The sequence below is a fragment of the Streptomyces ficellus genome, from assembly GCF_009739905.1.
In the GTDB taxonomy this organism is placed as follows: domain Bacteria; phylum Actinomycetota; class Actinomycetes; order Streptomycetales; family Streptomycetaceae; genus Streptomyces; species Streptomyces ficellus_A.
On sequence record NZ_CP034279.1, the window covers coordinates 6,181,829 to 6,207,661 of the forward strand.

A 25,833-nucleotide genomic window follows, 5' to 3' on the forward strand; every position below is an offset into this window, starting at 1 on the left:
CTCACGCGGTGAAGCGGCGCGCCAGGAAGTCCTCGAACGTGCCCCGCCCCACCGCCCGCCCGGGCGTCAGGTGCCCGCCCGCCCGGAACCCGCGGTACGCCGCGCCCGCCAGCGGCACGCCCACCACCGGGCGCCTGAGCCCCGCCGCCCGCAGGTAGGCGCGGGCCAGGTCCGGAAGCGTCCGTACCTCGGGTCCTCCCATGTCCGTGACCCTGCCCGAAGGCGCGCCCGCCGCCAGTGCGGCGAGGCGGGCGGCGACCTCGGTTACCTCCACGGGCTGGTCGCTGACGCCCGCCGGCAGCGGCATCACCGGCAGCTTGCCCACGCCCTGGAAGAGCCTGAGCAGCAGGTCGTGGAACTGGGTCGTGCGCAGGACCGTCCAGCCCAGGCCGGAGTCCTCGATCAGCCGTTCCACGGCCAGTTTCGTGCGGTAGTAGCCGAGCGGCACGCGGTCCACGCCCACGATCGAGATGTAGACCAGGTGGCCCGCCCCGGCCCGCCGGGCGGCCCCGATCAGGTTGTGTGCCGCCTGTTCGTCCCCGCCGCGCGGGCTGGACGCGCAGTGCACGACCGTGCCCACGCCGGCGAGCGCCCGGTCGAGGCCCGCACCGCCCTCGCGCAGGTCGACGGCGTACGGCTGTGTGCTCCGGCTCAGCACCCGCACCTCGTGCCCGGCCGCCCGGAGCAGCTCCGTGACGTGCCTGCCGAGCGTGCCGGTCCCGCCGGTCACCAGGGTCGTGTTCATGTACGCCTCCTCGTCGATGTGTCGTCATCAGCAAGGAAGCACGCCGTGCGCGCGTACGAGCGGGCCCCGGCGGCGGCAAGGGCCGTGTCTCCGCCGCCGGGGCCCGTCGTCCCGTCACCCGGTCAGCAGGCGCCGAGGTCCTGCCAGACACCCCATGGGCCGGTGGTGCCGGGCTCCTCGCCCTTGGTCCACCACTTCGCCTTCCAGGTGCGGGACGCGTGGGACACCGTGGAGCCGGAGCCGTACGCGGTGGCCGTGCTCCACGCGGGCGCGGTGCACGCCCCGGGGGTCGGTGTCGGGTTCGTCGGGTCGGGCGACGGGCCGGGGCCCGTACCCGGCTCCACCACCGTCGCGCCCCGGGCGAGGTCGCCGGCGAGCGCGTAGGTGGTGCCGCCGATGTTCACCGTCCAGTTCCACGGCGTCGACACCGGCAGGTAGTAGTTGAAGGAGAGGTCGACCGAGGCGCCGGGGGCCAGCGTCTGCCAGGCCGGCAGCTTCAGCGAGACGCGGTGGAAGTCGCCCTTCAGGCCGCCCACGTTGCCGCCCGTGTGGTCGCTGCTGATGACCTTGGTGCCGAAGCCGGACTGGTCCGAGGCGTTGCCCGGCGCGGCCGTTGAGTAGTCGAACTGGAACTCCGTGCCGCCCGGCAGCGCCGTCTTCGTGTTGTTGGTGATCTTCACCTTGGGGGTGATCGGGTAGTTGGAGTCGCCCAGCTTGAACTCGCCGAACTCCACCCCGATGTTGACCGCCTTGGTGGGCAGGGCCTTGTTCGACACCTTCGCGCCGTACGGCGTGGCCGACTTGAACGCGTCGTACATCAGGGAGGTGAGGGTCGAGCCGGGCTCGTACTGGCCCTTGGCGGCGTTCCAGGCGTAGTCGCCGGCCAGCTCCCAGACCATGGTGCCGCCGATGCCCTTGTCGACCACGTAGTCGGCCTTGGCGGCCACGGACTGCTCGTCCTCGGTGGACAGGAACGTCCGGGTCTGCGCGTTCCACAGCCAGGGCGCGACCAGGGTGGAGTCGTACTTGCGGGCGTAGGTGCCGGTCAGCTTGGTGCCGGGGCCGAAGCCGTAGGAGGGCAGGTAGTCGCCGAGGACGCCCTTCTCGAGGTTCTTGGCGTGCCACATCGGATTGGAGCCCGCCGGGGACTCCTTGCCGTTGTCGTCCTTGTCGTGCCACAGGTTGTCGATGCCGGTCGCCCCGTCACCGCACTTCGTCAGACCCGACCCGGCCGGGCAGGTGGTCGCGGCCGCCCTGCCCCACAGGCCGTCCGTGCCGCCCTGCACGTTCTTGTGGCCGCGGGTGTAGTACGGCAGGCCGATGTTGATGCGGCCGGCCGGCATGGAGCCGCGGAAGTAGTGGTACGCCCAGTCGGTGTTGAGGTAGCCGATGCCGCCGTACTGCTGGCTGCCGTAGACGTTCGCCGCGGCCAGCTCCGCGTCCTTGCCGTCGTCGTAGAGCGAGGCGTTGGGGCCGACGTACTCGTTCCAGGCGCCGTGCAGGTCGTAGGACATGATGTTGACGTAGTCCAGGTACTTCTGGACCTGGAAGGTCTCCATGCCGCGCAGCAGGTAGCCGGAGGAGGGCGCCGCGACGGTGAGCATGTAGTGCTTGCCGTCGGCCGCGCCGGCCCGGTCGAGCTTCTCGCGCAGGGTCTTCATCAGCGCCGCGTAGCCCTTGACGAGGCCGCCGCGGCGGGCGTTGGAGACGGCGAAGTCGGCCGGGTGGCCCGCGTCCTTCATGGAGGTCGGGTACTCGTAGTCGATGTCGACGCCGTTGAAGCCGTACTTCTTGACGAACGCGACCGCCGAGTCGGCGAAGGTGTCGATGCCCGCCTGGTTGACCGACCCGTCGGCGTGGGTCGCCATCGTGTAGAAGCCGCCGGAGCCGACGCGCTTGCCGTTGTCGTCGAAGTAGCCGCCGGTCTCCGCCCAGCCGCCCACCGAGATCAGCGTCTTGACGTCGGGGTGCTGCTTCTTGAACTTGTTCAGCAGGTTGAAGTGGCCCTTGTAGGGCAGCGCCGGGTCCATCTCCGCGCCCGCGACGCCGGGCCAGGTCATGCCGGTGGCGGCGTTGGCCGGGCCGTCGGTGCCGACCGACAGCTTGTTGGCGGAGTCGATGTGCCCGAAGGCGTAGTTGATGTGGGTGATCTTGTCCCAGGGGATGTCCTTGGCGAGGTAGGCGGGCGTGCCGTCCTTGCCGGTGCGCCAGCCGGTGAAGTAGCCGATGACGCGGCGCTGGTGGTCGGCGCCCATCTTCTCGCGGCCCTCGGTGTCGTAGACCGAGCAGTACGGGACGTCGACGCCGGGCGTGGCGTACAGGCCGTCGGGGCGACAGGCCCCGTGGTCGGTGGCGGCGTGCGAGACGCCGCCGGAGAGCGAGCCGAGCAGCAGTCCGGCGGCGGCCGCGCCGGACGCGAGCAGGGTGGCTCGTCTGCGGGTGGGGGAGAGCACGGCGGGTTTCCTCCCGGGAAGGCTGAGGGGGCACACACAACGGGCAGGGGAGTGGGTCGTGTCGGCCCCGGTGTGCGCACACGCTGCGGGCCGTCTCCGTGGAGGTGACGCAGACATTAAAAGGACTAGACCAAGTGGTCAATAGGTCTGGACCACTTGGGATGTGCCGACCACCCTGTGAGGCAGGCCACAGCCTTCGCCCGCACGGGTGACGGCGGGGCGTGGCACACTGGCCCTGTATCAGCAGCAGCGCACTCCGGGGTCGGTGTAATTCCGAACCGGCGGTTACAGTCCGCGACCCGGCCGCATCCAGTGGCCGGTTGACCAGGTGAAATTCCTGGACCGACGGTGAAAGTCCGGATGGGAGGCAGTGCGCGGCGGGTGACCCCTCGTTCGGGGCGACCGGCCGTACGCCCGCTGGTCGCCGGTGTCCGGCGACCCGTGTCGTCGGTCCCGCGTCCCCTCGTGCGGTGGTGTCCTACCCGCTTCTCTGTCGTCACCGACAGGCCCCGGAGTCCGCCCGAAGAGGCAGGAGACCCGGTGGCCCCCGCAGTGGAACCGACCGGCACGGCGCACCCCGCCGACGCCGCAGCCATGCGCCGCGCCGTCGCGCTCGCCGCCCGGGGCCTCGGCTCCACCAGCCCCAACCCGGTCGTCGGCTGCGTCATCCACGACGCCTCGGGACACGAGGTCGGCGCCGGATGGCACCAGCGCGCCGGCGGCCCGCACGCCGAGATCCACGCCCTGCGCCAGGCCGGCGTCCTCGCCCGCGGCGGCACCGCCTACGTCACCCTCGAACCCTGCAATCACACCGGCCGCACCGGCCCCTGCGCCCAGGCGCTCATTGACGCGGGCGTCACCCGGGTCGTGTACGCGGTCGGCGACCCCAACCCGCAGGCCACCGGCGGCGCCGACACCCTGCGCGCGGCCGGCGTCGAGGTCGTCGCCGGACCGCTCGCCGACGAGGCCGAGCGGGGCAACGCCGCCTGGCTCACCTCCGTACGCCTCGGGCGCCCCCACGTCGTGTGGAAGTACGCCGCCACCCTGGACGGCCGCGTCGCCGCGCAGGACGGCACCAGCCGCTGGATCAGCTCGCCCGAGTCCCGCGCCGACGTCCACCGGCTGCGCGCCGAGTCCGACGCCGTGGTCGTCGGCTCCGGCACCGCCCGCGCGGACGACCCCCACCTCGCCGTCCGGGGCATCGAGGGCGCCGTCCAGCCGCTTCGCGTCGTGGTCGACACCGAGGCCACCGCCGTCAGGCCCGGCGCCCGCGTCCTCGACGACGCCGCGCCCACGCTGATCGCGGTCGCCGAGGACGCCGAGACCGCCCTGCCCGACGTCGTACGGCTGCCCAGGGCCGACCGCGGCCTGTCCGTCCCCGCCCTCCTGGCGGCCCTGCACGAGCGGGGCGTCCGCTCCGTGCTCCTCGAGGGCGGCCCCGCCCTCGCCGGGTCGTTCGTCGCCGCGGGAGCCGTCGACCGGATCGTCGGCTACCTCGCCCCCGTGCTCCTCGGCGCGGGCCCCGCCGCCCTCGCCGCCGCCGGAATCACCACCCTCACCGAAGCGTTGCGGCTCGACGTCACCGAGACCGTACGCCTCGGCCCCGACCTTCGTATCACCGCAACCGTCGCACCCAAGGAGCGCTGAGCGTGTTCACCGGAATCGTCGAAGAACTGGGCGAGGTCACCGCCGTGGAGAACCTCGGTGACTCCTCCCGCTTCCGCCTCCGCGGCCCCCTCGTCACCGAGGACGCCAAGCACGGCGACTCGATCGCCGTCAACGGCGTCTGCCTCACCGTGGTCGAGACCGCCGGCGGCGAGTTCACCGCCGACGTCATGGCCGAGACCCTCAACCGCTCCAGCCTCGGCGCCCTCACCACCGGCTCCCGGGTCAACCTGGAGCGCCCCATGGCGGTCGGCGACCGGCTCGGCGGCCACATCGTCCAGGGCCACGTCGACGGCACCGGCACCATCCTCGCCCGCACCCCCTCCGAGAACTGGGAGATCGTGAAGATCTCCCTCCCGGCCGCCCTGCGCCGGTACGTCGTCGAGAAGGGCTCCATCACGGTGGACGGCGTCAGCCTCACCGTCGTCGACGCGGCGGCCGACTTCTTCACCATCAGCCTCATCCCCACCACCCTCGCCCTGACCACGCTCGGCATCAAGGAGCCCGGCGACCCGGTCAACCTCGAGGTCGACGTCATCGCCAAGTACGTCGAGCGGCTCATCGGCGACAAGGCCGAAGGAGCGGCGAAGTGACCTGGCTCAACACCGAGGCGTTCACCGCCTTCGGCCAGCACATCCTGTGGTCCGACATGATCGGCAACACCATCGGCCTGGTCGCCCTGGCCCTCGGCTGGCGCCGCTCCGTCCTCACCTGGCCCGCCCAGTTCCTCTCCGGCGCCATCCTCTTCGCCGCCTTCGCCGGCCACCTCACCGGCAGCGCCGGCAAGCAGGTCGTCGTCATGGCCGTCGCCGGCTGGGGCTGGTGGCAGTGGACCCGCGGCCGGCAGCGCAGCCAGGACGGCACGATCGCCGTGCGCTTCGCCACCTGGCGCGAACGCGGCCTCATGGCGGGCGGCGCCCTCCTCGGCACCCTCGCCGTCGGCGGCCTGTTCACCGCCTACCCGGCCCTCTCCTGGGACCCGTGGCCCGACGCGTACATCTTCGTCGGCACGCTGGTCGCCATGTACGCCCAGGCGCGCGGCATGGTCGAGTTCTGGTTCGCCTGGCTGCTCGTCGACCTCGTCGGCGTGCCGCTCAACTTCGTCAACGGCTACGCCTTCTCCGGCTTCGTCTACGTGATCTACGGTGCGCTCGTCCTGTGGGGCCTGCGCGACTGGTGGCTGCGCTCCCGCGCGAGCGAGTCCGCCCTGGAAGGAGCACCCGCATGAGCGCCCTCCCCCTTTGGGACGCGACGGACCTCGCCCTCGACCCCGTCGAGCAGGCGATCCGCGACATCGCCGCCGGCCGCCCCGTCGTGGTCGTCGACGACGAGGACCGGGAGAACGAGGGCGACCTCGTGGTCGCCGCCGAGAAGGCGACGCCCGAGATCGTCGCCTTCATGATGAGCGAGTGCCGCGGCCTGATCTGCGCCCCCATGGAGGGCGACGAACTCGACCGCCTCCAGCTCCCGCAGATGGTCGGCGACAACACCGAGTCGATGAAGACGGCCTTCACCGTCTCGGTCGACGCCGCCCCCGCCCACGGCGTCACCACCGGCATCTCCGCCGCCGACCGCGCCACCACCCTCCAGCTCCTCGCCTCCGGCGTGGCCGCCCCCGGCGACTTCGTCCGGCCCGGCCACGTCTTCCCGCTGCGCGCCCAGCCCGGCGGCGTCCTCGTCCGCAACGGCCACACCGAGGCCGCGGTCGACCTGGCCCGGCTCGCCGGACTCCGCCCGGCCGGCGCCATCGTGGAGATCGCCGGCGAGGACGGGGTCATGCTCCGCCTCCCCGAGCTGGTCCCGTTCGCCCGCAAGCACGGCCTGACGATCATCTCCATCGAGGACCTGATCGCCTACCGCCGCGGCAACGAGCCGACCGTCCGCCGCGAGGCCGAGGTCCGGCTGCCGACCGCGCACGGCGAGTACACCGCCTACGGCTACCGCTCCACCGTCGACGGCGTCGAGCACATCGCGCTCGTCCACGGCGACCTCGGCGACGGCGAGGACGTCCTCGTCCGCGTCCACTCCGAATGCCTGACCGGCGACATCTTCCACTCGCTGCGCTGCGACTGCGGCCCCCAGCTCCAGGCCTCCATGGACCGCGTCGCCGAGGCCGGCCGCGGCGTCGTCGTCTACCTCCGCGGCCACGAGGGGCGCGGCATCGGGCTGCTGTCCAAGCTGCGCGCCTACGAACTCCAGGAGCGCGGCCACGACACCCTCGACGCCAACCTGGAGCTGGGCCTGCCCGCCGACGCCCGCGACTACGCCGCCGGCGCCCAGATGCTCGCCGACCTCGGCGTACGCAGCCTGCGGCTGATGACCAACAACCCCGAGAAGGTCGACGCCCTGGTCCGCCACGGCCTGACGGTCAAGGGCCGCGAGCCCATGCCCGTCCAGGCGGGCGAGCACAACCTCCGCTACCTGCGCACCAAGCGCGACCGGATGGGCCACGACCTGCCCTGGCTCGACGCCGCCGCCGGCGCGTCGCCCTGCAACAACCAGTAAGACCGAACGAACTACAGCACCGAGGAGATACGCACGTGAGCGGCAAGGGCGCACCCGAACTGAGCGTGAAGAACTGCGGCGACCTCCGGGTCGCCGTGATCGCGGCGCAGTGGCACGAGAAGATCATGGACGGTCTCGTCGACGGCGCCCTGCGCGCCCTGCACGAGCTGGGCATCGACGAGCCGACCCTGCTGCGGGTCCCCGGCAGCTTCGAGCTCCCGGTCGTCGCCAAGGTCCTCGCCGGCCGCGGCTACGACGCGATCGTCGCGCTCGGCGTCGTCGTCCGGGGCGGCACGCCCCACTTCGAGTACGTGTGCCAGGGCGTCACCCAGGGCCTCGTCCAGGTCTCCGTCGACACGGGCGTCCCCGTCGGATTCGGCGTACTGACCTGCGACACCGAGGAGCAGGCCCTGGACCGGGCCGGCCTGGAGGGGTCGAACGAGGACAAGGGCCACGAGGCGGTCACCGCCGCCGTCGCCACCGCCACCACACTGCGCACGGTCAGCGAACCCTGGCGCTGAGTGGGAACACCCCACCCCGTACTCTTGGACCATCATGGCGAACACACCCCGTAAAAGCTTCGAAGCGCTCTTCGCCGAGCTGGAGCTCAAGGCCAAGACCGGCGACCCCGCCTCCTCCCGCACCGCCGAACTGGTGGACAAGGGTGTCCATGCCATCGGCAAGAAGGTCGTCGAGGAGGCCGCCGAGGTCTGGATGGCCGCCGAGTACGAGGGCAAGGAAGCCGCCGCCGAGGAGATCTCGCAGCTGCTGTACCACGTCCAGGTGATGATGGTCGCCCGCGGGATCTCGCTCGACGACGTCTACGCCCACCTCTGAGCACCCCCCGCTCCCACGAAGACTCCTTTCACAGTTAGGAAGCCCACCCCATGCTGCGCATCGCCGTCCCCAACAAGGGTTCACTGTCCGGACCTGCGTCGGCGATGCTCCATGAGGCCGGCTACCAGCAGCGCAAGGAGTCCAAGGAGCTGGTGATGGTCGACCCGGAGAACGAGGTCGAGTTCTTCTACCTCCGCCCCCGCGACATCGCCATCTACGTCAGCTCCGGCAAGCTCGACATCGGCATCACCGGCCGCGACCTGCTGCTGGACTCCGGCGCCAACGCCGAGGAGATCCTCCAGCTCGGCTTCGCCCGCTCCACCTTCCGGTACGCCACCAAGCCCGGCACCGCGAGCGGCCCCGCCGGCTTCGGCGGCATGACGATCGCCACCTCCTACGAGGGCATCGTCGCCAAGCACCTCGCCGACCAGGGCATCGACGCCTCCGTCGTCCACCTCGACGGCGCGGTCGAGACCGCCATCGAACTCGGCGTCGCCCAGATCATCGCCGACGTCGTCGAGACCGGCACCTCCCTGCGCAACGCGGGCCTGGAGGTCGTCGGCGAGCCGATCCTCAAGTCCGAGGCCGTCGTCATCCGCCGCACCGGCGCCCCCACCGACGACCCCAAGGTGCAGCAGTTCCTGCGCCGTCTCCAGGGCGTCCTGGTGGCCCGGTCGTACGTGATGATGGACTACGACTGCCGCGCCGAGCACCTGGAGCAGGCCGTCGCCCTCACCCCGGGCCTGGAGTCCCCGACGGTCTCCCCGCTGCACAACGAGGGCTGGGTCGCCGTCCGCGCCATGGTCCCCGCCCGGGAGGCACAGCGCATCATGGATGACCTGTACGCCCTGGGCGCCCGCGCGATCCTCACCACCGAGATCCACGCCTGCCGCCTCTGAGGCACCCGCGCGCCCCCGGCCCGACCCCCTGCACCCCAGGCCCGAGCAAGAACCGGTACGCCCATGTCCGACCCCCACGCCCCCGCCCTCCCGGTCACCTTCCGGCCGACCCGCACCCGGGCCGTCCTGCTGACCGTGGGCCTGCTGATGTTCGTGACCATCACGGCCGTCGCGCTGATGCTGGACACGCTCGGGCCGGGGGAGCGCGTCAGCTTCGTCTTCACCGCGGCGCTCTTCTTCGGTGTCCTCGCGCTCCTCAGCCGCCCCAAGGTCGTCGCCGACGACGAGGGCGTCACCGTCGTCAACCTCACCCGCACCCGCCGCCTGGCCTGGGCCGAGATCCTTCAGGTGAACCTGCGCGAGGGCGACCCCTGGGTCTTCCTCGACCTCAGCGACGGCACGAGCATGCCCGCCCTCGGCATCCAGCCGGGCATCGGGAAGCAGCAGGCCATCAGGGACGCGCGGGCCCTGCGCGCCCTCGCCGAGACCCGCGGCACCGGTACCGACACCGCCTGACGGCGAGCGGTCCGGCACCGGCCGGGTCGCCCGGATGGGCGCCGACCCTCTGCCCCGCCGGCGGCGGGCGTGATTACTCTTGTGGGCGGTGGTGCCGGACGCACCACCGCCCCGCGCACACGGCAGCACACGCACCACGGGCCGGCGGGGCCCCTGCGACCCGAGGAGTGATTCCCTCCAGCAATGGACGGATCGTCCGGTAGTACCTGCGCCGCCCCCTCCGAGGAGGCGGCGGCATGACCATCCCCCTCCTGCTGCTCGCCGCGGCATTCCTGCTGATCCTCGCCAACGGCTTCTTCGTGGCGGCCGAGTTCGGCCTCGTCACCGTCGAACGGGCGGACGCCGAACGTGCCGCCGCCGAGGGTGACCGGCGGGCCCGTACCGTCGTCAAGGCCCTGCGGGAACTGTCGTTCCAGCTGTCCGGCACCCAGCTCGGCATCACCATCACGTCGCTGGTCGTCGGCATGCTCGCCGAACCGGCGCTCGCGCAGCTCCTCGACGGGCCGCTCACCGCGACCGGACTGCCCGAAGGGGCCGTCTCCGGGGTCGCGGTCGCGATCGGCATGCTCGGCGCGTCCGCCGTCCAGATGGTGATCGGCGAACTCGTGCCCAAGAACTGGGCCGTCTCCCGGCCCCTGCACGTCGCCCGGTTCGTCGCCGGGCCGCAGACCCTGTTCTCGGCCGCCTTCCGGCCCGTCATCACCCTGCTCAACGCCGCCGCCAACCGGCTCGTACGGCTGCTCGGCGTCGAGCCCACCGAGGAGCTGGCGTCCGCGCGCACGCCCGGCGAGCTGGTGTCGCTCGCCCGGCACTCGGCGCGGGCCGGCGCGCTCGAACAGGACACGGCCGACCTCTTCGTACGGACCCTGTCCCTGGGCGGGCTCACCGCACAGCACGTGATGACGCCACGGGTGAAGGTCAACGCCCTGCGCACCGACGCCACCGCGGCGGACGTCGTCAACCTCACCCGGGCCACCGGCCTGTCGCGCTTCCCGGTCTACCGGGAGCGCATCGACGAGATCGTCGGCATGGTCCACCTGAAGGACGCGCTGGCCGTGCCCGCGGCCGAGCGGCTGCGCACCCCCGTGGCCCGGGTCGCCGTCCCGCCGCTGCTGGTCCCCGAGACCCTGCCCGCCCAGGCGCTCCTGGACCGGCTGCGCAACGAGCAGCCGATCGCCGTCGTCGTCGACGAGTACGGCGGCACGGCCGGGGTGGTCACCCTGGAGGACATCGTCGAGGAACTCGTCGGCGAGGTCCGGGACGAGCACGACGCCGAGGGCGACGACCGGCCCGAACTGGCCGCCGTGCCCGCCGAGGACGGACACGCCGCCTGGGAGGCCGACGGCAGCTGCCGCGTCCACACCCTCAGACGGATAGGCCTCGACGTCCCCGACGGGCCGTACGAGACCGTCGCCGGGCTCGTCGCCGACCTGCTCGGCCGCATCCCCGCGCCCGGCGACCGCGCCGACCTGCCCGGCTGGCGCCTCTCCGTGCGCCGGGTGGACCGCTACCGCGCCGAGCGCGTCCGGCTGGTCCGCACCGCCGCCGCACCGGCGCCGGAACTCGCGGAGGCCGCGCGATGAGCGTCCTCCAACTCCTCTTCGCGGGCCTGCTCGTGCTCGCGAACGGGTTCTTCGTGGGCGCCGAGTTCGCCCTCGTGTCCGTACGCCGCAGCCAGGTCGAACCGCTCGGCCCCGGCTCCAAGCGGGCACGGCAGGTCCTGTACGGCCTGGAGAACCTGCCGCAGATGATGGCCGCCGCCCAGTTCGGCATCACCGTCTGCTCGCTGACCCTCGGCGCGGTCGCCGAACCGACCGTGGCGCACCTCCTGGAGCCGGTGTTCCACGCGGTGCGCATGCCCGAGGGCCTGATCCATCCGCTGGGGTACGTCATCGCGCTCGCCGTGGTGGTCTTCCTGCACCTGGTCATCGGCGAGATGCTGCCGAAGAACCTCGCCATGGCGGCGCCGGAGAAGACCGCGCTGTGGCTCAGCCCCGCCCTGGTCGGCTTCGCCCGGCTGTGCCGTCCCGTGACGGCGGCCCTCGGGGCCTGCTCCCGGCTGGTCCTCAAGGCGTTCCGGGTCGAGCCGAAGGACGAGGTCGAGGCGGTGTTCACCAGCACCCAGCTGGGCCGGCTGGTCGAGGACGCCGGCCAGGCGGGGCTCCTCGACCCGGCCGAGCAGGAGCGGCTGGAGGACGCCCTGGAGCTGGGCAGCCGCCCCGTCTCCGAGGTCCTCATCCCGCGTACGTCGCTGGTGACGGTCACCCCGTCGGTCACCCCGGCCGAGGTGGAGGAGCTGACCGTCCGCACCGGCTACTCCCGCTTCCCGGTGTGCGCGGAGGGCGGGGGCGTCTTCATGGGGTTCGTGCACGTCAAGGACGTGCTCGACCTGGAGGACGCCGACCGGGCCGTGCCGCAGCACGTGTGGCGCCCGATGGCGACGCTGCGGGCCGAGCTGCCGCTCGACGACGCCCTCACCGTGATGCGCCGCGCCGCCACGCACCTGGCCCAGGTCGCCGACCCCGCGGGGCGGATCCTGGGGCTGGTCGCGCTGGAGGACGTCCTGGAGATGCTGGTGGGCGAGGTCCGCGACCCGGCCCACCGCTCGGCCACGCCGCTGGTGCCGGTCGTCACCCCGGTCGTCACCCCGGCCGTCGCCGCCGCGGAGCCCGCCCGAGCGCCGGCCCTGGCGACCGGCCCCCCGCCCGGGGCGGACCTCGACGGCCCCGGTTCCGGTGCGGCGGTGGGCCAGGACCCGGCGCAGGGCGTCCTCACGGCCTGACCGCCGGTGGGCCACCCGCCCGGTCAGTACCCGGCCGGGCCCGTGGAGCCCGGCGGGTCCTGGGGGCCGCGGTTCGCGGGACCGCGGCCCGACAGGACCTCGCCGTACGCCTGCATCAGGTCCGGCAGGCGGAGCGTGGCGAGGTCCTCCCGCGTGGGCGCCGCGGTGTAGCCGGACAGCCGCAGGTCGCGGTAGGCGCACGACTTCTCGTACAGCGTGCGCAGGAACCGGCCGTTGCCCAGCTCGTCGATCCAGCCCTGGTCGACGACGTGCCCGCTGACGGAACGCAGCTCGTCGAGCGCCTCCTCGTCCCAGACGTCGCCGTTCGCCGCGGCCAGCACCTCGCCGATCGCGGTCAGCTCGAGCGGCCGGTACGAGGGGAAGTCGACCCGCGTGGTGAAGCGGGACGACAGCCCGGGGTTGGTGGCGAGCAGCCGGTCCATGCCCTCGGGGTAGCCGGCCAGGATGACCACGAGGTGGTCGCGGTTGTCCTCGGCCCGCTTGAGCAGCACCTGGAGCGCCTCGTCGCCGTACGCGTCGCCCTTGCTGTACCCGGAGTTGGACAGGGAGTACGCCTCGTCCACGAACAGCACCCCGCCGAGCGCCGAGTCGATCAGCTCGTTCGCCTTGACCGCGGTCTGGCCGAGGAACTCGCCCACCAGGTCGGAGCGTTGCGCCTCCACGAGGTGGTCGCCGCCGAGCAGGCCGAGGGCGTAGAAGACCCGGCCGAGGATCCTCGCGACCGTGGTCTTCCCGGTGCCGGACGGACCGGAGAAGACAAAGTGACGTTTCGGCGGCTGCACCGGCAGTCCCTGCTCGGCCCGCAGCCGTGCCATCTCCAGCTGCGCCGAGAGCGCCTTCACCTGCCGCTTCACCGGCTCCAGGCCCACCATGCGCTCCAGCTCGGCGAGCGCCTGGGCGAGCAGCGCCGGGTCGGTGGGGCTCGCGGGGAACGCCGGGGTGCGCGGGCGGCCGGGCAGGGGTGCGGACACCCGTACGCCGTGGGCGGGCGTCGGGGGCTGTGCGGGCGGCTGTCCGCCGGAGGGGCCGGGCGTCTGTCCGGGCGGCTGGCCCGGTGCCTGGCCGGGCGGCTGGGGCTGCTGCGGGTCGCCGCCGAGGCGGAGCACGTCGCCGGGCGGGACGTCCGTGGCCGTGTCGGTGAGGTCGGCGGCGTCCTGGCCGAGGCCGGACAGGGACACGGCCGCCAGGTCGGCCGCCGGGTCGTCGGTGCCGTCGAACCCGTCGTACTCCGCGATCGCGTCGAGCCGCGCGGCGGTGTCCATGAACGCCGGGTCGATCCGGTGCACGGCGCGGTACAGGGGCAGGGCGGCGGCGCTGCGGCCGGTGCCCTCGCGGGCGCGGGCCAGCCAGTAGCGCAGCTCCTTGCGCTGCGGCTGCTCGCTGCGGCAGCGCATCAGGGCGGCGGACAGCAGGGGCTCGGCCTGCCCGTACATCTCCAGGCGGACCCGGGCCATGCCGCCGAAGAGCCCGGCCTCGATGCCCAGCAGCGGGTCGTTCACGAGCGGCTCGGTGTGGCGTACGAGCTGGTCCCAGTCCTTGACCAGATAGGCCCGGCAGGCGTGCAGGAAGCGCACCTGGGGGTCGGCGTCCACGGGCGGCAGCCCGGCCAGCGCCCGGTCCAGCTCCGGCACGTGGCGGCCGTCCAGCCAGTGCGAGGCGTGCGCCAGGAGCAGGTCGCGCGGGCTCTCCAGCACGGGCTGCACCCACCAGCCGAGCCAGTACCAGGAGTTGAGCGTCCGGCGGTAGCGGGCCCGCTGCTCACCGAAGCGGTCGCGGTTGCGGTACATCCGCAGCAGGGCGGTCGTCGTGTCGACGCGCAGGGCGTGCAGCCCGAGCCACCCGTCCGCCATGCCGGGATCGATCCGTACCGCCGCCCGGAACTCCTCCTCCGCCTGCGGATACGCACCCATGGTGTAGGCGTCCACGCCGCGCAGCCAGGCGAGGTCGGCCGGGGCCTGCGTGCCCTGCGTGCCGGTGTCCATCGGGTCCCCCACAAACCGTGTCCCCGTACCTGTCCGCCGGGCGGCCGCCCGCCGGAAGCGTTCCCAATCGCCCTCTCATGAACGGGATTTGACCGCACCGAGGGGCATCGTACCTGTACGGGGAGTGTGCGCTTAAGGGTGCGAAGGGCTGCGCGAGCGCCCCGCGAGCGGTGCGGGAGCGGTCCGGAAACGGTCCGGGAACGGTGACCGACGGTGAGCGTGAGGTGCTTCAGCGGCGTCGGTACGGGGGATGCGGGGGCAGAACGAAGCCCCCGATCACGGGGGAACAACCGGGGGCTTCGCGTCTGCGGCGACTCCGAAAAGCCGCACATTGAGAACGTAAGACCTGTACGCCCCGTCGGTCAAGCGAAGTTGAGGCACTCTGCAGGCCGATTTCCGACTGCTCAGTACGGAGGCTCGGAACGGGGCAAAAGGTGGTCACCGTCCGTGATGAACTGGTTCGGGCCCGCTGCCGCAGCAGGCCCCGGCAGCCACTCGTACCCCTCTGGACACTCCCGTACCAGCGCGTGGGCGAAGGGCCGGGACGGGTCCGCCGCGAAGTGGCGTGTCTCCGCCACCGTCCACCCGTCCCAGAACGCGGCCTGCGCCGGTCCGTCCCGGTGGCGGCCCCGCTCCCACGACGCCTCCGCGGCCCGCTCCATCCACAGCAGCCGCGCCAAGTGGGGCCGCAGCGCGCGGCGGCCGGCGCCCACCCCTTCGATCAGGACGACGGGGGCCGGAGGGAGTGGCACGGGCGGCCCGAAGCGCCGCAGATTCCAGTCGTACGGGTGAATGCGCGCGACCTCGCCACGGCTCAGCGGTCCGAGTGCCTGGGCGCGGAGCCGCTCGGTCCAGGCGAACAGCTCGTCGTGGGTCGCCAGGTCGTCCAGGTGGAGCACCGGGGCCCCGCCGAGCGCCGTTGCCAGCCGGCCCGCGAACGTGGACTTGCCGGACCCGGCGTGGCCGTCGACCGCGACCAGCCGCACCGGGCCGCAGGAGGGCGGCAGCGCGCGCAGCGCGGCGGCGGGCCGGTCGAGGTCGTCCATGCCGCCACCCTACAAAGCCACAGGTGCAGACCAATATTGGTGGCGCGACGCGTGCCGCGACGCTGGCCGGGCCGCCACCGGAACCGGGATAGTGGGCCCACCCGCCGTACGCGTCCGTCGTACGCGCCTGCCTCACGTACCCGTCGTCACCGACCGACCGGGGGTCTCGCCATGACCAGTTCCCCGCCGCCCGGAGCATCGTCCGCCGCACGCCGCACCGTGCTGGCGGCCGCGCTCGCCACCGTCGGCACCGCCGCGGCCTCCTCCGCGCCGGCCTCCGCCGTGGACGCGGCACCCGGGCGCCGCCCGAGGACGTCGTCCCGCCTGATCGACAACCGCTTTTGGACCTCCTACACCGACTGGCGGTCCGGTACCCGCGCCGGTACCCGCGCCGTCGCCTCCCGCCGCCCCGGGCTGGTGATCGGCACCCCCGCCGGGCGCACCGACTACACCGACCCGCACACGGGAAGGCGGGCCACCTGGGAGTACGCGACCTGGACCTCGCCCGAGCACACCTCCACCGTCCCGGCGACCGAGGTCATCGCCTCCTGGAACGCGGACACCCCGGCCGGCACCTGGATCACGGTCGAGCTGCGGGGGCGGTACTCGGACGGCACCGGGACGCCCTGGTACGTCATGGGCCGCTGGGCGGCCGGCGACGGCGACATCCGGCGCACCTCGGTCGACGACCAGAAGGACGGCCGCAGCGCCGTCTGGACCGACACCCTCGCCGTCGACGACCCCGCGACCGGGCTGCGCCTGGCGGCGTACCGGCTGCGCCTCACGCTGCTGCGCGAGCCCGGCACCCGCCTCACGCCCACCGTGTGGCGGGCGGGCGCCATGGCGTCGGACGTCCCGGACCGCTTCACCGTGCCCGCCTCGCGCCCGGGGCTCGCCCGCGAACTGGTCGTGCCGCGCTACTCGCAGAACATCCACATCGGGCGGTACCCCGAGTACGACAACGGCGGTGAGGCGTGGTGCAGCCCCACCTCCTCACAGATGATCCTCGAGTACTGGGGCCGCCGGCCGACCGCCGAGGACCTGGCCTGGGTCGACCCGGACTACACCGACCCCCAGGTCTGCCACGCCGCCCGCCACACCTTCGACTTCCAGTACGACGGCTGCGGCAACTGGCCCTTCAACGCCGCCTACGCCGCCACCTACGACGGCATGAACGCGGTCGTCACCCGGCTGCGGTCGCTGACCGAGCTGGAGACCCTCATCCGGGCGGGCATCCCGGTCATCACGTCGCAGTCGTTCCTGGCCACGGAGCTGACGGGGGCCGGTTACGGCACGGCGGGCCACCTGATGACGGTGATCGGGTTCACCGACGGCGGCGACGTGATCGCCAACGACCCGGCGTCCCCGGACAACGCGGCCGTGCGCCGGGTCTACCGGCGCCGGGAGTGGGAGAACATCTGGCTGCGCACCAAGCGCCACAACGCCGCCGGGAAAGTGGTCTCGGGCACAGGCGGCGTCTGTTACCTCTACTGGCCCGCCCACCCCACGTCCGCCCAGCGCCGGGCCCTGGCGGCGGTCGGCGTCCGCTGATCACGCCCCGCCGCCGGGGCGGGGCGTGACGAACGTCTCTACCCCGGTGACCGGCCGGGCTGGCACTGTGGTCTGGTCACCGGGGGACGTCCGTCGACCAGACCACTGAGCGAGATGCCATGACCACGAACGCCGCCGCCCTCTCCGCACCCCGCACCCGCACCGGCGGGCCGAAGGACGACGGCCCCCAGCTCCTGGAGCACGCCCTGGGCTGGGTGCTCGTCGTCGTCATCGCCATGCTCGTCACCAAGGTCGGCCTGCTCTGACCGAGGCGCAATGATCAGCGGCCAACCGGTGACGGGAGCCGCCTGATCGGGCATACTCAACCCGCCACAGCCGCTGGTCAGCCGATTCCGTGATCCGGGAAGGCAGCATCGGCGAAGTGAGACCCGGCGGCGTCGCCCAACCCTTCGCGCGCGCCGCCGTAGCGCCCGACAGGGAGGAGAGCGCCCCCATGCCCGACCGCGCCCCGCAGCCGGTGGAACGACAGCTGCCCACCGAGGAGGCCAGGGATCTCATCGCCCTGGTGCGTGACATCGTCCAGCGGGAGATCGCTCCGCGCGCGGCGGAGGAGGAGGACGCCGGCCGCTTCCCGCGCGAGGTCTTCACCCTGCTCTCCGAAGCCGGTCTGCTCGGACTGCCGTACGACTCCGCCTTCGGCGGCGGCGACCAGCCGTACGAGGTCTACCTCCAGGTCCTCGAGGAACTCGCCGCCGCCCGCCTCACCGTGGGCCTCGGCGTCAGCGTCCACTCCCTCTCGTGCCACGCCCTGGCCGGGTACGGCACCAAGGAGCAGCAGGCCGAGCACCTGCCGGCGATGCTGGGCGGCGGGCTCCTTGGCGCGTACTGCCTCTCGGAGCCCTCGTCCGGCTCCGACGCGGCCTCCCTGCGCACCAAGGCGGTCCGCGACGGCGACGACTGGATCATCACGGGCACCAAGGCCTGGATCACCCACGGTGGCGTCGCCGACTTCTGCACGGTCCTGGCCCGTACGGGCGTCGAGGGCCCGCGGGGCATCACGGCCTTCCTGGTGCCGGGCGACGCCGAGGGCCTCTCGGCCGCCGCGCCCGAGAAGAAGATGGGCATGAAGGGCTCGCCCACGGCGCAGCTGCACTTCGACGGGGTGCGCGTCTCCGACGCCCGCCGCATCGGCGAGGAGGGCCAGGGCTTCGCCATCGCCCTCTCCGCGCTGGACTCAGGGCGTCTCGGCATCGCCGCGTGCGCCATCGGCGTCGCCCAGGCGGCGCTCGACGAGGCGGTCACCTACGCCACCGGGCGGAAGCAGTTCGGGCACCCCATCGCCGACTTCCAGGGCCTGCGGTTCATGCTGGCCGACATGGCCACCCAGATCGAGGCGGGGCGTGCGCTGTACCTGACCGCCGCCCGGCTGCGCGACGCCGGCCTGCCCTTCTCCCGGGAGGCGGCCATGGCCAAACTGTTCTGCACGGACGCGGCGATGCGGGTCACCACCGACGCCGTCCAGGTCCTGGGCGGCTACGGCTACACCGCCGACTTCCCGGTCGAGCGGTTCATGCGCGAGGCGAAGGTGCTCCAGATCGTCGAGGGCACCAACCAGATCCAGCGGATGGTCATCGCCCGTCACGTCGTGGGCCCCGAGTCCCGCTGATCTCCCCGGGAAGCGTCCACACCGGCGCCGCCGTGAGCCTGGTCCACTCCTGGTCACGGCGGCCCGGCACGGTCCGGCCGCTGCCGGCCCAGTGGCGGACCAGCGCCCGGTAGATGGGCGGGTCGGCGGGCTGCGGAACCGATTCTTCCCGGCCCCGGACCATGCGGCTCACGCCGTAGCCGCTCGTCGGGTACGTCGAGTACAGCGAGCTCATGCCCGGCCAACGCCGGGCGGTCCCGCCCGGTCACCCGTCTCCGCATTCGCGCGGCAGTTCGTCACCCACCCGCACCGCCGCCGGGCCCTGCCCGGCGGACGCCACAACGCGGGCCCGCCGGGGACGGTGACGACCGCTCAGGCCGCCCGGCGCATCGGAGGCATCCGGCGGCCCGAGGGGCGCGGCATCTTGAGGGGGCGCGACCCGGGACCGCCCACGTGCGAGAACGGCTGGGTGCGCCAGTCGAGCCCCTGAGGGAGCGTCAGCAGCAGGGCGGTGTCCTGCTCCTGGAGCTCCAGCGACTCGTCGGCCGGGCGGGCCTCCGCCGCCGCCCGCCCCGTACCGCTGCACACCGTCAGCACGAACGGGTTCCACGGCGTGGGGCACAGGGCGTGCTCCGGCAGCGCGTCCTCGTCCGCGAGGAGCGCGATGGGCTGCGAGCAGTCCGGGCAGATCACCCGGACCATTTCGAAAGTGTCGTATGCGTCGAGTTCGTCGTCCACGTGGGATCCGACCGAATCAACAGGCTCCTGCATGGAGAATCTCCCCCTCGGGTGGGCCGACCAGGCTCTTGCGGCCTCGACCACAGCAACCAATTCCCTTCCGCCCGCGCGAATAACCATCCGGTCACGAAGGACGCCCCCCATGGGCTGTGGTCTTCGTCACATGCCGCTCGCAGGTGCCCTTCCGAGGTGCCTCCGACTGTGCCGCGGGGTGCCCGGGGCAATAGGTTGACCGCATGGAGGAGCTGGATCGTCAGATCGTCGAGTTGCTCGTCAAGGACGGGCGCATGAGCTACACCGACCTGGGCAAGGCCACGGGCCTGTCCACGTCGGCGGTGCATCAGCGCGTCCGGCGCCTCGAGCAGCGCGGAGTCATCCGCGGCTACGCCGCCGTCGTCGACCCCGAGGCGGTCGGGCTGCCGCTCACCGCGTTCATCTCGGTGAAACCGTTCGACCCCAGCGCCCCGGACGACATCGCGGACCGGCTCGCCGACATCAGCGAGATCGAGGCCTGCCACAGCGTCGCCGGTGAGGAGAACTACATCCTCAAGGTGCGGGTGGCCACCCCCTTGGAACTGGAGCACCTGCTCACCCGGATCCGCTCGCAGTCCGGCGTCTCCACCCGTACGACGGTCGTCCTGTCCACTCCCTACGAGGCCCGGCCGCCGCGCGTGTAGCCGCGTATCTAGGCTGGTCACCATGACCGAGAGCGAACACCGCACCGTGCTCCTGCGCGGTGGAGACGTCCACAGCCCCGCCGACCCCTTCGCCACCGCCATGGTCGTCGAACGCGGCCACGTCGCCTGGGTGGGGTCCGAGGGCGCGGCCGACGCGTTCGCCGCCGGCGTGGACGAGGTGATCGACCTCGAGGGCGCTCTGGTGACGCCCGCCTTCACCGACGCGCACGTCCACACCACGGCCACCGGACTCGCCCTCACCGGCCTCGACCTGTCGGGCGCCCGCACGCTCGCCGAAGCACTGGAGCGCGTACGGGCGCACAGCGCCGCCCGCCCGGCCGACCAGGTCCTCCTCGGCCACGGCTGGGACGCCGCCCGCTGGCCCGAAAGCCGGCCCCCGTCCCGGGCCGAACTCGACGAGGCGACCGGCGGACGCCCGCTGTACCTGCCCCGAGTCGACGTGCACTCCGCCGTCGTCACCACCGCCCTCCTCGACCGCGTCCCCGGGGTCACCGGTCTGCCCGGCTACCACCCGGACCAGCCGCTCACCGCCGCGGCCCACCACGCCGTACGGGCCGCCGCCCACGCCGCCGTGACGCCCCGCCAGCGGGCCGAGGCCCAGCGCGCCGCACTGGCCCGCGCCGCGTCCCTCGGCATCGGCACCGTCCACGAGTGCGCGGGCCCCGAGATCTCCGACGAGGACGACTTCACCGGCCTGCTGGCGCTGGCAGCCGAAGAGGCCGGACCCCGGGTCGTCGGCTACTGGGCCGAAGCCGTCTCGGGCGAGAAGGACGCGCGGCGCATCCGCGAACTGGGGGCGATCGGCGCGGCCGGCGACCTGTTCGCCGACGGCTCCCTCGGCTCCCACACCGCGTGCCTGCACGAGCCGTACGCCGACGCCCCCCACACCGGTACCGCACACCTCGACGCGGCCGCCGTCGCCGCCCATGTCACCGCCTGCACCGAGGCCGGCCTCCAGGCGGGCTTCCACGCCATCGGCGACGCGGCCGTGAGCGCGGTCGTCGAGGGCGTACGGGCCGCGGCCGAGACGGTCGGCCTGGCACGCGTGCGTGCCGCCCGCCACCGCGTCGAGCACGCCGAGATGCTCACCCCGGAGACCGTCGCCGCCTTCGCCGAGCTCGCGCTCACCGCCTCCGTACAGCCCGCGTTCGACGCCGCCTGGGGCGGCGAGGACGGCATGTACGCGCAGCGCCTCGGCGCCGAGCGGGCGCGCACCCTCAACCCGTACGCGGCGCTGCTGCGCGCCGGCGTCCCCCTGGCCTTCGGCTCCGACAGCCCCGTCACCCCGCTGGACCCCTGGGGCACCGTGCGGGCCGCCGCCTTCCACCGCACGCCCGAGCACCGCATCTCGGTACGGGCGGCCTTCACGGCCCACACCAGGGGCGGCTGGCGGGCCACCGGCCGGGACGACGCCGGGGTCCTCGTCCCCGGGGCGCCCGCCGACTACGCGGTCTGGCGCGCGGACGAGCTGGTGGTCCAGGCGCCCGACGACCGGGTCGCGCGCTGGTCCACGGACCCGCGGTCGGGCACGCCCGGCCTCCCCGACCTCACCCCCGGCGCCGACCTGCCCGTCTGCCTCCGCACGGTCGTCTCCGGTCGCACGGTCTTCGTGCGACCGAACGAGTGACGTAAGGGCGTCCCGCGGGTCCGCCACCCCGGCGCCCGGTCCCCCGCGACCTGCGGATCTTCCCCTCTGACCTGCTCTTATCCCTGATCGCCGCAGGTCGCGCGGCTGTTGACAGCGAGCGGTCGGCGGCGGGTAGGTTCGGCGGGTCCACCACAGGACGTCCGACCGGTCGACCTTTCACGCAGTCGTCGAACGCCGCTGGGTCATGGGGTGGTGTGCCGCACCGGCGCACCACCACTGGGAGCCAGGTTCAGCGCCCGCGCCTCGGGGGCGAGGGAAGGTTTTTCCCGGCTGGAGGTCCCCCCTGCTCCGTAGGAGGCCGGGGGAGGTGCGACCCGGGTGGGGCCCGGACGTTCAGTAGACAACGGCTCTCGGTCGACCCGCAGCCAGCGGGCCCCAGGTCGGCCCGAAGGACGTCGGGCCCCCACCCTCGGCTGTGCCGCTCGCCCCGCTCCGGCCGCTTTCCGTACCGCCGCCGCGACCTGCCCCGCCCGGGGCTCGCTATGGTGGTGATCCGTGTACGGACGTAAGGGGCAGCAGTGAACGACGGTGGCCAGAGGCGCTACGGCCCGCTCGGCAGAGCCTTGGTGATCATCCCGACCTACAACGAGGCCGAGAACATCAAGCCGATCGTGTCCCGGGTGCGCGCCGCCGTGCCCGATGTCGACGTCCTGGTCGCCGACGACAACAGCCCGGACGGCACCGGCAAGCTGGCCGACGAACTCGCGGCCGAGGACGACCACGTCCACGTCCTGCACCGCAAGGGCAAGGAAGGGCTCGGGGCCGCCTATCTGGCGGGCTTCCGCTGGGGCATCGAGCACGACTACGGCGTCCTCGTCGAGATGGACGCCGACGGTTCCCACCAGCCCGAGGAGCTGCCCCGGCTGCTCACCGCCCTCAAGGGCGCCGACCTCGTCCTCGGCTCCCGCTGGGTGCCGGGCGGCCGGGTCGTGAACTGGCCCAAGTCCCGCGAGTTCCTGTCCCGCGGCGGCAGCACCTACTCGCGCCTGCTCCTCGACGTCCCCATCCGGGACGTCACCGGCGGCTTCCGCGCGTTCCGCAAGGAGACCCTGGAGGGGCTCGGCCTCGACGAGGTCGCGTCCCAGGGCTACTGCTTCCAGGTCGACCTCGCCCGCCGGGCGGTCGCCGCCGGATACCACGTCGTCGAGGTGCCGATCACCTTCGTGGAGCGCGAGCTCGGCGACTCCAAGATGAGCCGGGACATCGTCGTCGAGGCGCTGTGGCGGGTCACCGCCTGGGGCGTCGGCTCCCGGGCGGAACGCCTCCTCGGCCGCCGGCCCTCCGGCCCGCGGGCGGCGGGGCCCGCCGGGCCCGCCGATCGTTCCTGATCGCCCCTTTACGCCGCGCTGGCGCGCTCCCAGGCACACTGGGGGCATGACGACCGGCTCACCGCCCCCCACTGACCGTAAACCGCGCTCACGCGCCCGTTCCCTGGTTCCCGTCGGCGTCGCCGCCTGGCTGGTGCTGGAGGTCTGGCTGCTCACCCTGGTGGCGGGCGCTGCCGGAGGGCTCACCGTGCTCGCCCTGCTCGTCGGCGGCGCCGTGCTCGGCGGCGCGGTGATCAAGCGGGCGGGGCGGCGGGCGTTCCGGACGCTGACCGAGACGCTCCAGCAGCAGCAGTCGGGCGCCCCGTCCGCGTCCGCCGGCGGCACGGACCGGGCGAGCGCCGGGAACGGTTTCCTGATGCTCGGCGGGCTGCTTCTGATGCTGCCGGGCCTGATCTCGGACGCGCTGGGTCTGCTGCTGTTGGTCCCGCCCGTCCGCGCGATGGCCGGGCGGTACGCCGAGCGGACCCTGGAGCGCCGGATGCGGGCGGCCATGCCCGGTTACGGCCCCCTGGGCGACGCTTTCCAGCAGGCCCAGCAGGCGCGCATGCACCGCCCCGACGGCAAGGTCGTCCAGGGTGAGGTCATCCGCGACGACACCCACGGGCGCGCCGCGTACGACGATGAGGGGCCCCGGCCGCCGCTCACCCGCTGAGCGGGCTCATCGGGGCGTTTCGCCGGGGCCGGGACACAGCACAACGCCGCGGGGCGGCAGTACACCTGATGTACTGCCGCCCCGCGGCGTTGCTCGCTGTCGTGCAGCGCGCTTGTCGTGCGCTTACGCGGACTTCCGGCTGTCGCGCGGATGCACGGCGATGTTCATGGCGCCGGAGCGCAGGACCGCCAGCCTCTCGGCCAGCACCTCCTCGAGCTCCTCGCGGGTGCGCCGCTCCATGAGCATGTCCCAGTGCGTACGCGCCGGCTTGCCCTTCTTCTCCTCGGGGCCGTCCCCGTCAACGAGGAGTGCCTGGCTTCCGCAGACCTTGCACTCCCACTCCGGCGGAATCTCCGCCTCGACCGAGAACGGCATCTCGAAACGATGCCCCTTCTCGCATGCGTACTCCACCGCCTGGCGCGGGGCCAGATCGATGCCGCGGTCGGTCTCGTAGCTGGTCACCACGAGGCGCGTGCCGCGAAGAGCTCGCTCACTCATGAATCGTGCCTCCCGGGCTTGTCGCCCACAGGACAGGTGTCGCTGTCGTCGTCATCCGGTCAACGTCCGGTCGGCGGTAAAGATTCCCGTTGCGGGTCATGCGTCGCCCGTCGTGCCGCCCCTTTTTGTACCCACCAGTGCCCGGTTTGTCACATCTGGCAGCAGATGTCACCCAGCGTCTTCACTAGCAGAGCACGCAGTAACGGTCCGCCTGGCAGGCCAAAGGCGTACACTACCGGCCTTTCACTTCCGCGTCTAAATCCGGTCCGGGACGGGATTTCCCGCCGCGGCCACCGCCTTCCGGACGGGTACCCGCGCGAGCAGAACGAATCCGGCCGCGAAGAAGATCACCAGGGAGATGATGGCGTCCCGGTAGCTGCCGGTCAGCTGGTAGCCGAGACCGAACACCAGAGGACCCAGCCAGCTGAGCCCGCGGTCGCTCATCTCGTACGCGGAGAAGTACTCGGCCTCCTTGCCGGGCGGGACCAGGTGCGAGAACAGGGAGCGGGACAGCGCCTGGCTGCCGCCCAGGACCAGTCCGATCGCCGCCGCCAGCGCGTAGAACCACACGGGCTCCCCGGCCGGCAGCAGGTATCCGGCCACCAGGATCAGCGTCCACACCGCGAGCGAGGCGAGGATCGTCCGCTGCGCGCCGTAGAGCCGCGCCAGCCGCCCCATCCCCAGGGCGCCCGCGACCGCCAGGACCTGCACCAGCAGCACGGCCGTGATCAGCGTGGACTGCTCCAGCCCCAGTTCTTCCGAGCCGTAGATGGACGCCTGCGAGATCACCGTCTGCACGCCGTCGTTGTAGACGAGGTAGGCGAGGAGGAAGGAGAGCGTCAGGGGGTGCCGGCGCATGTCGCGCAGCGTCGCCACCAACTGCCGCCAGCCCGAGCCGGCGGCGCCCTCCCCGCCTGGCCGCACCCGCCGGTCGCGCAGCCGCCGCAGCGGTACGAGGGTGAAGGCGCCCCACCACAGGCCCGCCGAGGCCAGGCAGATTCGCACTGCCTCCTGCTCCGACAGCCCGAAGGACGCGTGGCCCGTGTACAGGACCAGGTCCAGCACGAGGACGAGCGCGCCCGACGTGTAGCCGAACGCCCAGCCGCGCGAGGAGACGGCGTCACGCTCCTCGGGCGTCGCTATCTGCGGCAGATAGGCGTTGTACAGCACCATCGACACCGCGAGCGCGGCGTTCGCCACGATCAGCAGGAGGGCGCCCAGGAGGTAGCGGTCGCCGTCCAGGAAGAACATGCCCGCCGTCGCGGCCGCCCCCACGTACGCGGACACCGCCAGCAGCGGCTTCTTCCGGCCCGTCCGGTCGGCCGCGGCCCCCGCCAGCGGCATCACCAGCACCGCCAGGACGAGGGAGGCGGACACCGCGTAGGGGAAGACCGATCCCGCGCGGACGGGGATTCCGAGGGGGTGGACGAAGCCGTCCGCGTCGGCCGCGGCCCTGGCGACGGACGTCAGATAGGGGCCGACGAAGACCGTCAGCACGCTCGTCGAGTACACCGAGCACGCGAAGTCGTAGAAGTACCAGCCCCGTTGCTCTCGCCTGCGCTCGGCCGCCGTGGCCCCGCCCGCGGCCCGGTCGTCCGTCCTCGCGTCCTCGGCGTCGCTCATGCCCCGCCCCCTCGCTCGTCCCCGGCGGAAGACGGGTGGC

Annotated in this window: 24 protein-coding genes and 1 riboswitch; of the genes, 17 read left to right on the plus strand and 7 right to left on the minus strand. The window is 72.9% G+C overall.

Features of this window, described 5'->3' with window-relative positions; translation table 11 throughout:
- Position 1: 1 nt before the first annotated feature.
- Both EIZ62_RS27770 and EIZ62_RS27775 read right to left on the minus strand, forming a co-directional pair.
- A complete protein-coding gene (locus tag EIZ62_RS27770; protein WP_156695405.1) occupies positions 2-745 on the minus strand; it encodes an SDR family oxidoreductase in 744 nt (247 codons plus the stop codon).
- Between the two features lie 122 nt (positions 746-867).
- Positions 868-3,198 (minus strand): chitinase C-terminal domain-containing protein, encoded by a 2,331-nt coding sequence (locus tag EIZ62_RS27775; protein ID WP_244375992.1) that lies wholly within the window; start codon positions 3,196-3,198, stop codon positions 868-870.
- 247 nt (positions 3,199-3,445) lie between these two features.
- Positions 3,446-3,576: riboswitch (FMN riboswitch) on the plus strand.
- Positions 3,577-3,792: 216 nt separating this feature from the next.
- Here EIZ62_RS27775 and ribD point away from each other — a divergent pair.
- The 10 genes from ribD (at position 3,793) to EIZ62_RS27825 (ending at position 12,402) form a co-directional block, all read left to right on the plus strand.
- Positions 3,793-4,845: a bifunctional diaminohydroxyphosphoribosylaminopyrimidine deaminase/5-amino-6-(5-phosphoribosylamino)uracil reductase RibD gene (gene ribD, locus EIZ62_RS27780; protein ID WP_156696634.1), complete on the plus strand. Its 1,053-nt coding sequence runs from the start codon at positions 3,793-3,795 to the stop codon at positions 4,843-4,845.
- A gap of 2 nt (positions 4,846-4,847) precedes the next feature.
- Positions 4,848-5,456: a riboflavin synthase gene (locus tag EIZ62_RS27785; RefSeq protein ID WP_156695407.1), complete on the plus strand. Its 609-nt coding sequence runs from the start codon at positions 4,848-4,850 to the stop codon at positions 5,454-5,456.
- Positions 5,453-6,091, plus strand: coding sequence for a nicotinamide mononucleotide transporter family protein (locus EIZ62_RS27790; RefSeq protein ID WP_156695408.1), 639 nt, complete (start codon positions 5,453-5,455; stop codon positions 6,089-6,091). The genes EIZ62_RS27785 and EIZ62_RS27790 overlap by 4 nt, the downstream gene beginning before the upstream one ends.
- Positions 6,088-7,368, plus strand: a complete 1,281-nt coding sequence (locus EIZ62_RS27795; protein ID WP_156695409.1) for a bifunctional 3,4-dihydroxy-2-butanone-4-phosphate synthase/GTP cyclohydrolase II — start codon at positions 6,088-6,090, stop codon at positions 7,366-7,368. Before EIZ62_RS27790 ends, EIZ62_RS27795 begins: the two co-directional genes overlap by 4 nt.
- 35 nt (positions 7,369-7,403) lie before the next feature.
- Positions 7,404-7,889 (plus strand): 6,7-dimethyl-8-ribityllumazine synthase, encoded by a 486-nt coding sequence (gene ribH, locus EIZ62_RS27800; protein WP_156695410.1) that lies wholly within the window; start codon positions 7,404-7,406, stop codon positions 7,887-7,889.
- Positions 7,890-7,923: 34 nt separating this feature from the next.
- Positions 7,924-8,205, plus strand: coding sequence for a phosphoribosyl-ATP diphosphatase (locus tag EIZ62_RS27805; protein ID WP_156695411.1), 282 nt, complete (start codon positions 7,924-7,926; stop codon positions 8,203-8,205).
- 50 nt (positions 8,206-8,255) lie between these two features.
- Positions 8,256-9,104 (plus strand): ATP phosphoribosyltransferase, encoded by an 849-nt coding sequence (gene hisG, locus EIZ62_RS27810; RefSeq protein ID WP_156695412.1) that lies wholly within the window; start codon positions 8,256-8,258, stop codon positions 9,102-9,104.
- Between the two features lie 63 nt (positions 9,105-9,167).
- Entirely contained in the window at positions 9,168-9,620 is a 453-nt protein-coding gene (locus EIZ62_RS27815) for a PH domain-containing protein (RefSeq protein WP_156695413.1), read from the plus strand.
- A 236-nt stretch (positions 9,621-9,856) separates the two neighbouring features.
- A complete protein-coding gene (locus tag EIZ62_RS27820; RefSeq protein WP_156695414.1) occupies positions 9,857-11,203 on the plus strand; it encodes a hemolysin family protein in 1,347 nt (448 codons plus the stop codon).
- Positions 11,200-12,402, plus strand: coding sequence for a hemolysin family protein (locus EIZ62_RS27825; RefSeq protein WP_156695415.1), 1,203 nt, complete (start codon positions 11,200-11,202; stop codon positions 12,400-12,402). Before EIZ62_RS27820 ends, EIZ62_RS27825 begins: the two co-directional genes overlap by 4 nt.
- A 23-nt stretch (positions 12,403-12,425) precedes the next feature.
- On the opposite strand, the gene EIZ62_RS27830 is transcribed toward EIZ62_RS27825, so the two are convergent.
- Both EIZ62_RS27830 and EIZ62_RS27835 read right to left on the minus strand, forming a co-directional pair.
- Positions 12,426-14,405, minus strand: a complete 1,980-nt coding sequence (locus EIZ62_RS27830; RefSeq protein WP_156695416.1) for an AAA family ATPase — start codon at positions 14,403-14,405, stop codon at positions 12,426-12,428.
- Between the two features lie 404 nt (positions 14,406-14,809).
- Entirely contained in the window at positions 14,810-15,451 is a 642-nt protein-coding gene (locus tag EIZ62_RS27835) for a uridine kinase family protein (RefSeq protein WP_156695417.1), read from the minus strand.
- Between the two features lie 171 nt (positions 15,452-15,622).
- On the opposite strand from EIZ62_RS27835, the gene EIZ62_RS27840 reads away from it, so the two are divergent.
- From EIZ62_RS27840 to EIZ62_RS27850, 3 genes are all read left to right on the plus strand, one after another.
- Positions 15,623-17,002 carry a C39 family peptidase gene (locus EIZ62_RS27840; protein ID WP_156695418.1) on the plus strand — a complete coding sequence of 460 codons (1,380 nt, stop codon included), beginning with the start codon at positions 15,623-15,625 and terminating at the stop codon, positions 17,000-17,002.
- A gap of 119 nt (positions 17,003-17,121) precedes the next feature.
- On the plus strand, positions 17,122-17,268 hold the full coding sequence (locus tag EIZ62_RS27845; protein ID WP_156695419.1) for an SCO1431 family membrane protein: 147 nt from the start codon (positions 17,122-17,124) through the stop codon (positions 17,266-17,268).
- 188 nt (positions 17,269-17,456) lie between these two features.
- Entirely contained in the window at positions 17,457-18,629 is a 1,173-nt protein-coding gene (locus EIZ62_RS27850; RefSeq protein ID WP_156695420.1) for an acyl-CoA dehydrogenase, read from the plus strand.
- A gap of 351 nt (positions 18,630-18,980) precedes the next feature.
- On the opposite strand, the gene EIZ62_RS27855 is transcribed toward EIZ62_RS27850, so the two are convergent.
- Positions 18,981-19,379, minus strand: a complete 399-nt coding sequence (locus tag EIZ62_RS27855) for a hypothetical protein (protein ID WP_156695421.1) — start codon at positions 19,377-19,379, stop codon at positions 18,981-18,983.
- A 203-nt stretch (positions 19,380-19,582) separates the two neighbouring features.
- Between EIZ62_RS27855 and EIZ62_RS27860 the strand changes: the two genes are divergently transcribed.
- The 4 genes from EIZ62_RS27860 to fxsA all read left to right on the plus strand — a co-directional run bounded on the left by EIZ62_RS27860 (position 19,583) and on the right by fxsA (position 23,672).
- On the plus strand, positions 19,583-20,023 hold the full coding sequence (locus EIZ62_RS27860) for an Lrp/AsnC family transcriptional regulator (protein ID WP_156695422.1): 441 nt from the start codon (positions 19,583-19,585) through the stop codon (positions 20,021-20,023).
- 22 nt (positions 20,024-20,045) lie between these two features.
- A complete protein-coding gene (locus EIZ62_RS27865; protein WP_156695423.1) occupies positions 20,046-21,671 on the plus strand; it encodes an amidohydrolase in 1,626 nt (541 codons plus the stop codon).
- A gap of 539 nt (positions 21,672-22,210) precedes the next feature.
- Positions 22,211-23,020, plus strand: a complete 810-nt coding sequence (locus tag EIZ62_RS27870) for a polyprenol monophosphomannose synthase (protein ID WP_156695424.1) — start codon at positions 22,211-22,213, stop codon at positions 23,018-23,020.
- A gap of 46 nt (positions 23,021-23,066) precedes the next feature.
- Positions 23,067-23,672, plus strand: a complete 606-nt coding sequence (gene fxsA, locus EIZ62_RS27875) for an FxsA family membrane protein (RefSeq protein ID WP_156695425.1) — start codon at positions 23,067-23,069, stop codon at positions 23,670-23,672.
- 123 nt (positions 23,673-23,795) lie between these two features.
- Here the strand turns inward: fxsA and EIZ62_RS27880 are convergent, their stop codons facing one another.
- Complete coding sequence (locus EIZ62_RS27880) at positions 23,796-24,170, minus strand: RNA polymerase-binding protein RbpA (protein ID WP_026278069.1); 375 nt, start codon at positions 24,168-24,170, stop codon at positions 23,796-23,798.
- A 255-nt stretch (positions 24,171-24,425) separates the two neighbouring features.
- The gene (locus tag EIZ62_RS27885; RefSeq protein WP_156695426.1) at positions 24,426-25,793 is read right to left on the minus strand and encodes an MFS transporter; all 1,368 of its coding nucleotides are present in this window, start codon (positions 25,791-25,793) and stop codon (positions 24,426-24,428) included.
- Positions 25,794-25,833: the final 40 nt, after the last annotated feature.

Bases quoted from the DNA above. Each gene is read 5' to 3' on its own strand.
- EIZ62_RS27770 (WP_156695405.1), bottom strand. From the start codon at position 745: ATGAACACGACCCTGGTGACCGGCGGGACCGGCACGCTCGGCAGGCAC.
- ribD (WP_156696634.1), top strand. From the start codon at position 3,793: ATGCGCCGCGCCGTCGCGCTCGCCGCCCGGGGCCTCGGCTCCACCAGC.
- EIZ62_RS27795 (WP_156695409.1), top strand. From the start codon at position 6,088: ATGAGCGCCCTCCCCCTTTGGGACGCGACGGACCTCGCCCTCGACCCC.
- EIZ62_RS27805 (WP_156695411.1), top strand. From the start codon at position 7,924: ATGGCGAACACACCCCGTAAAAGCTTCGAAGCGCTCTTCGCCGAGCTG.
- hisG (WP_156695412.1), top strand. From the start codon at position 8,256: ATGCTGCGCATCGCCGTCCCCAACAAGGGTTCACTGTCCGGACCTGCG.
- EIZ62_RS27815 (WP_156695413.1), top strand. From the start codon at position 9,168: ATGTCCGACCCCCACGCCCCCGCCCTCCCGGTCACCTTCCGGCCGACC.
- EIZ62_RS27820 (WP_156695414.1), top strand. From the start codon at position 9,857: ATGACCATCCCCCTCCTGCTGCTCGCCGCGGCATTCCTGCTGATCCTC.
- EIZ62_RS27825 (WP_156695415.1), top strand. From the start codon at position 11,200: ATGAGCGTCCTCCAACTCCTCTTCGCGGGCCTGCTCGTGCTCGCGAAC.
- EIZ62_RS27830 (WP_156695416.1), bottom strand. From the start codon at position 14,405: ATGGACACCGGCACGCAGGGCACGCAGGCCCCGGCCGACCTCGCCTGG.
- EIZ62_RS27835 (WP_156695417.1), bottom strand. From the start codon at position 15,451: ATGGACGACCTCGACCGGCCCGCCGCCGCGCTGCGCGCGCTGCCGCCC.
- EIZ62_RS27840 (WP_156695418.1), top strand. From the start codon at position 15,623: ATGACCAGTTCCCCGCCGCCCGGAGCATCGTCCGCCGCACGCCGCACC.
- EIZ62_RS27845 (WP_156695419.1), top strand. From the start codon at position 17,122: ATGACCACGAACGCCGCCGCCCTCTCCGCACCCCGCACCCGCACCGGC.
- EIZ62_RS27850 (WP_156695420.1), top strand. From the start codon at position 17,457: ATGCCCGACCGCGCCCCGCAGCCGGTGGAACGACAGCTGCCCACCGAG.
- EIZ62_RS27855 (WP_156695421.1), bottom strand. From the start codon at position 19,379: ATGCAGGAGCCTGTTGATTCGGTCGGATCCCACGTGGACGACGAACTC.
- EIZ62_RS27860 (WP_156695422.1), top strand. From the start codon at position 19,583: ATGGAGGAGCTGGATCGTCAGATCGTCGAGTTGCTCGTCAAGGACGGG.
- EIZ62_RS27865 (WP_156695423.1), top strand. From the start codon at position 20,046: ATGACCGAGAGCGAACACCGCACCGTGCTCCTGCGCGGTGGAGACGTC.
- fxsA (WP_156695425.1), top strand. From the start codon at position 23,067: ATGACGACCGGCTCACCGCCCCCCACTGACCGTAAACCGCGCTCACGC.
- EIZ62_RS27880 (WP_026278069.1), bottom strand. From the start codon at position 24,170: ATGAGTGAGCGAGCTCTTCGCGGCACGCGCCTCGTGGTGACCAGCTAC.
- EIZ62_RS27885 (WP_156695426.1), bottom strand. From the start codon at position 25,793: ATGAGCGACGCCGAGGACGCGAGGACGGACGACCGGGCCGCGGGCGGG.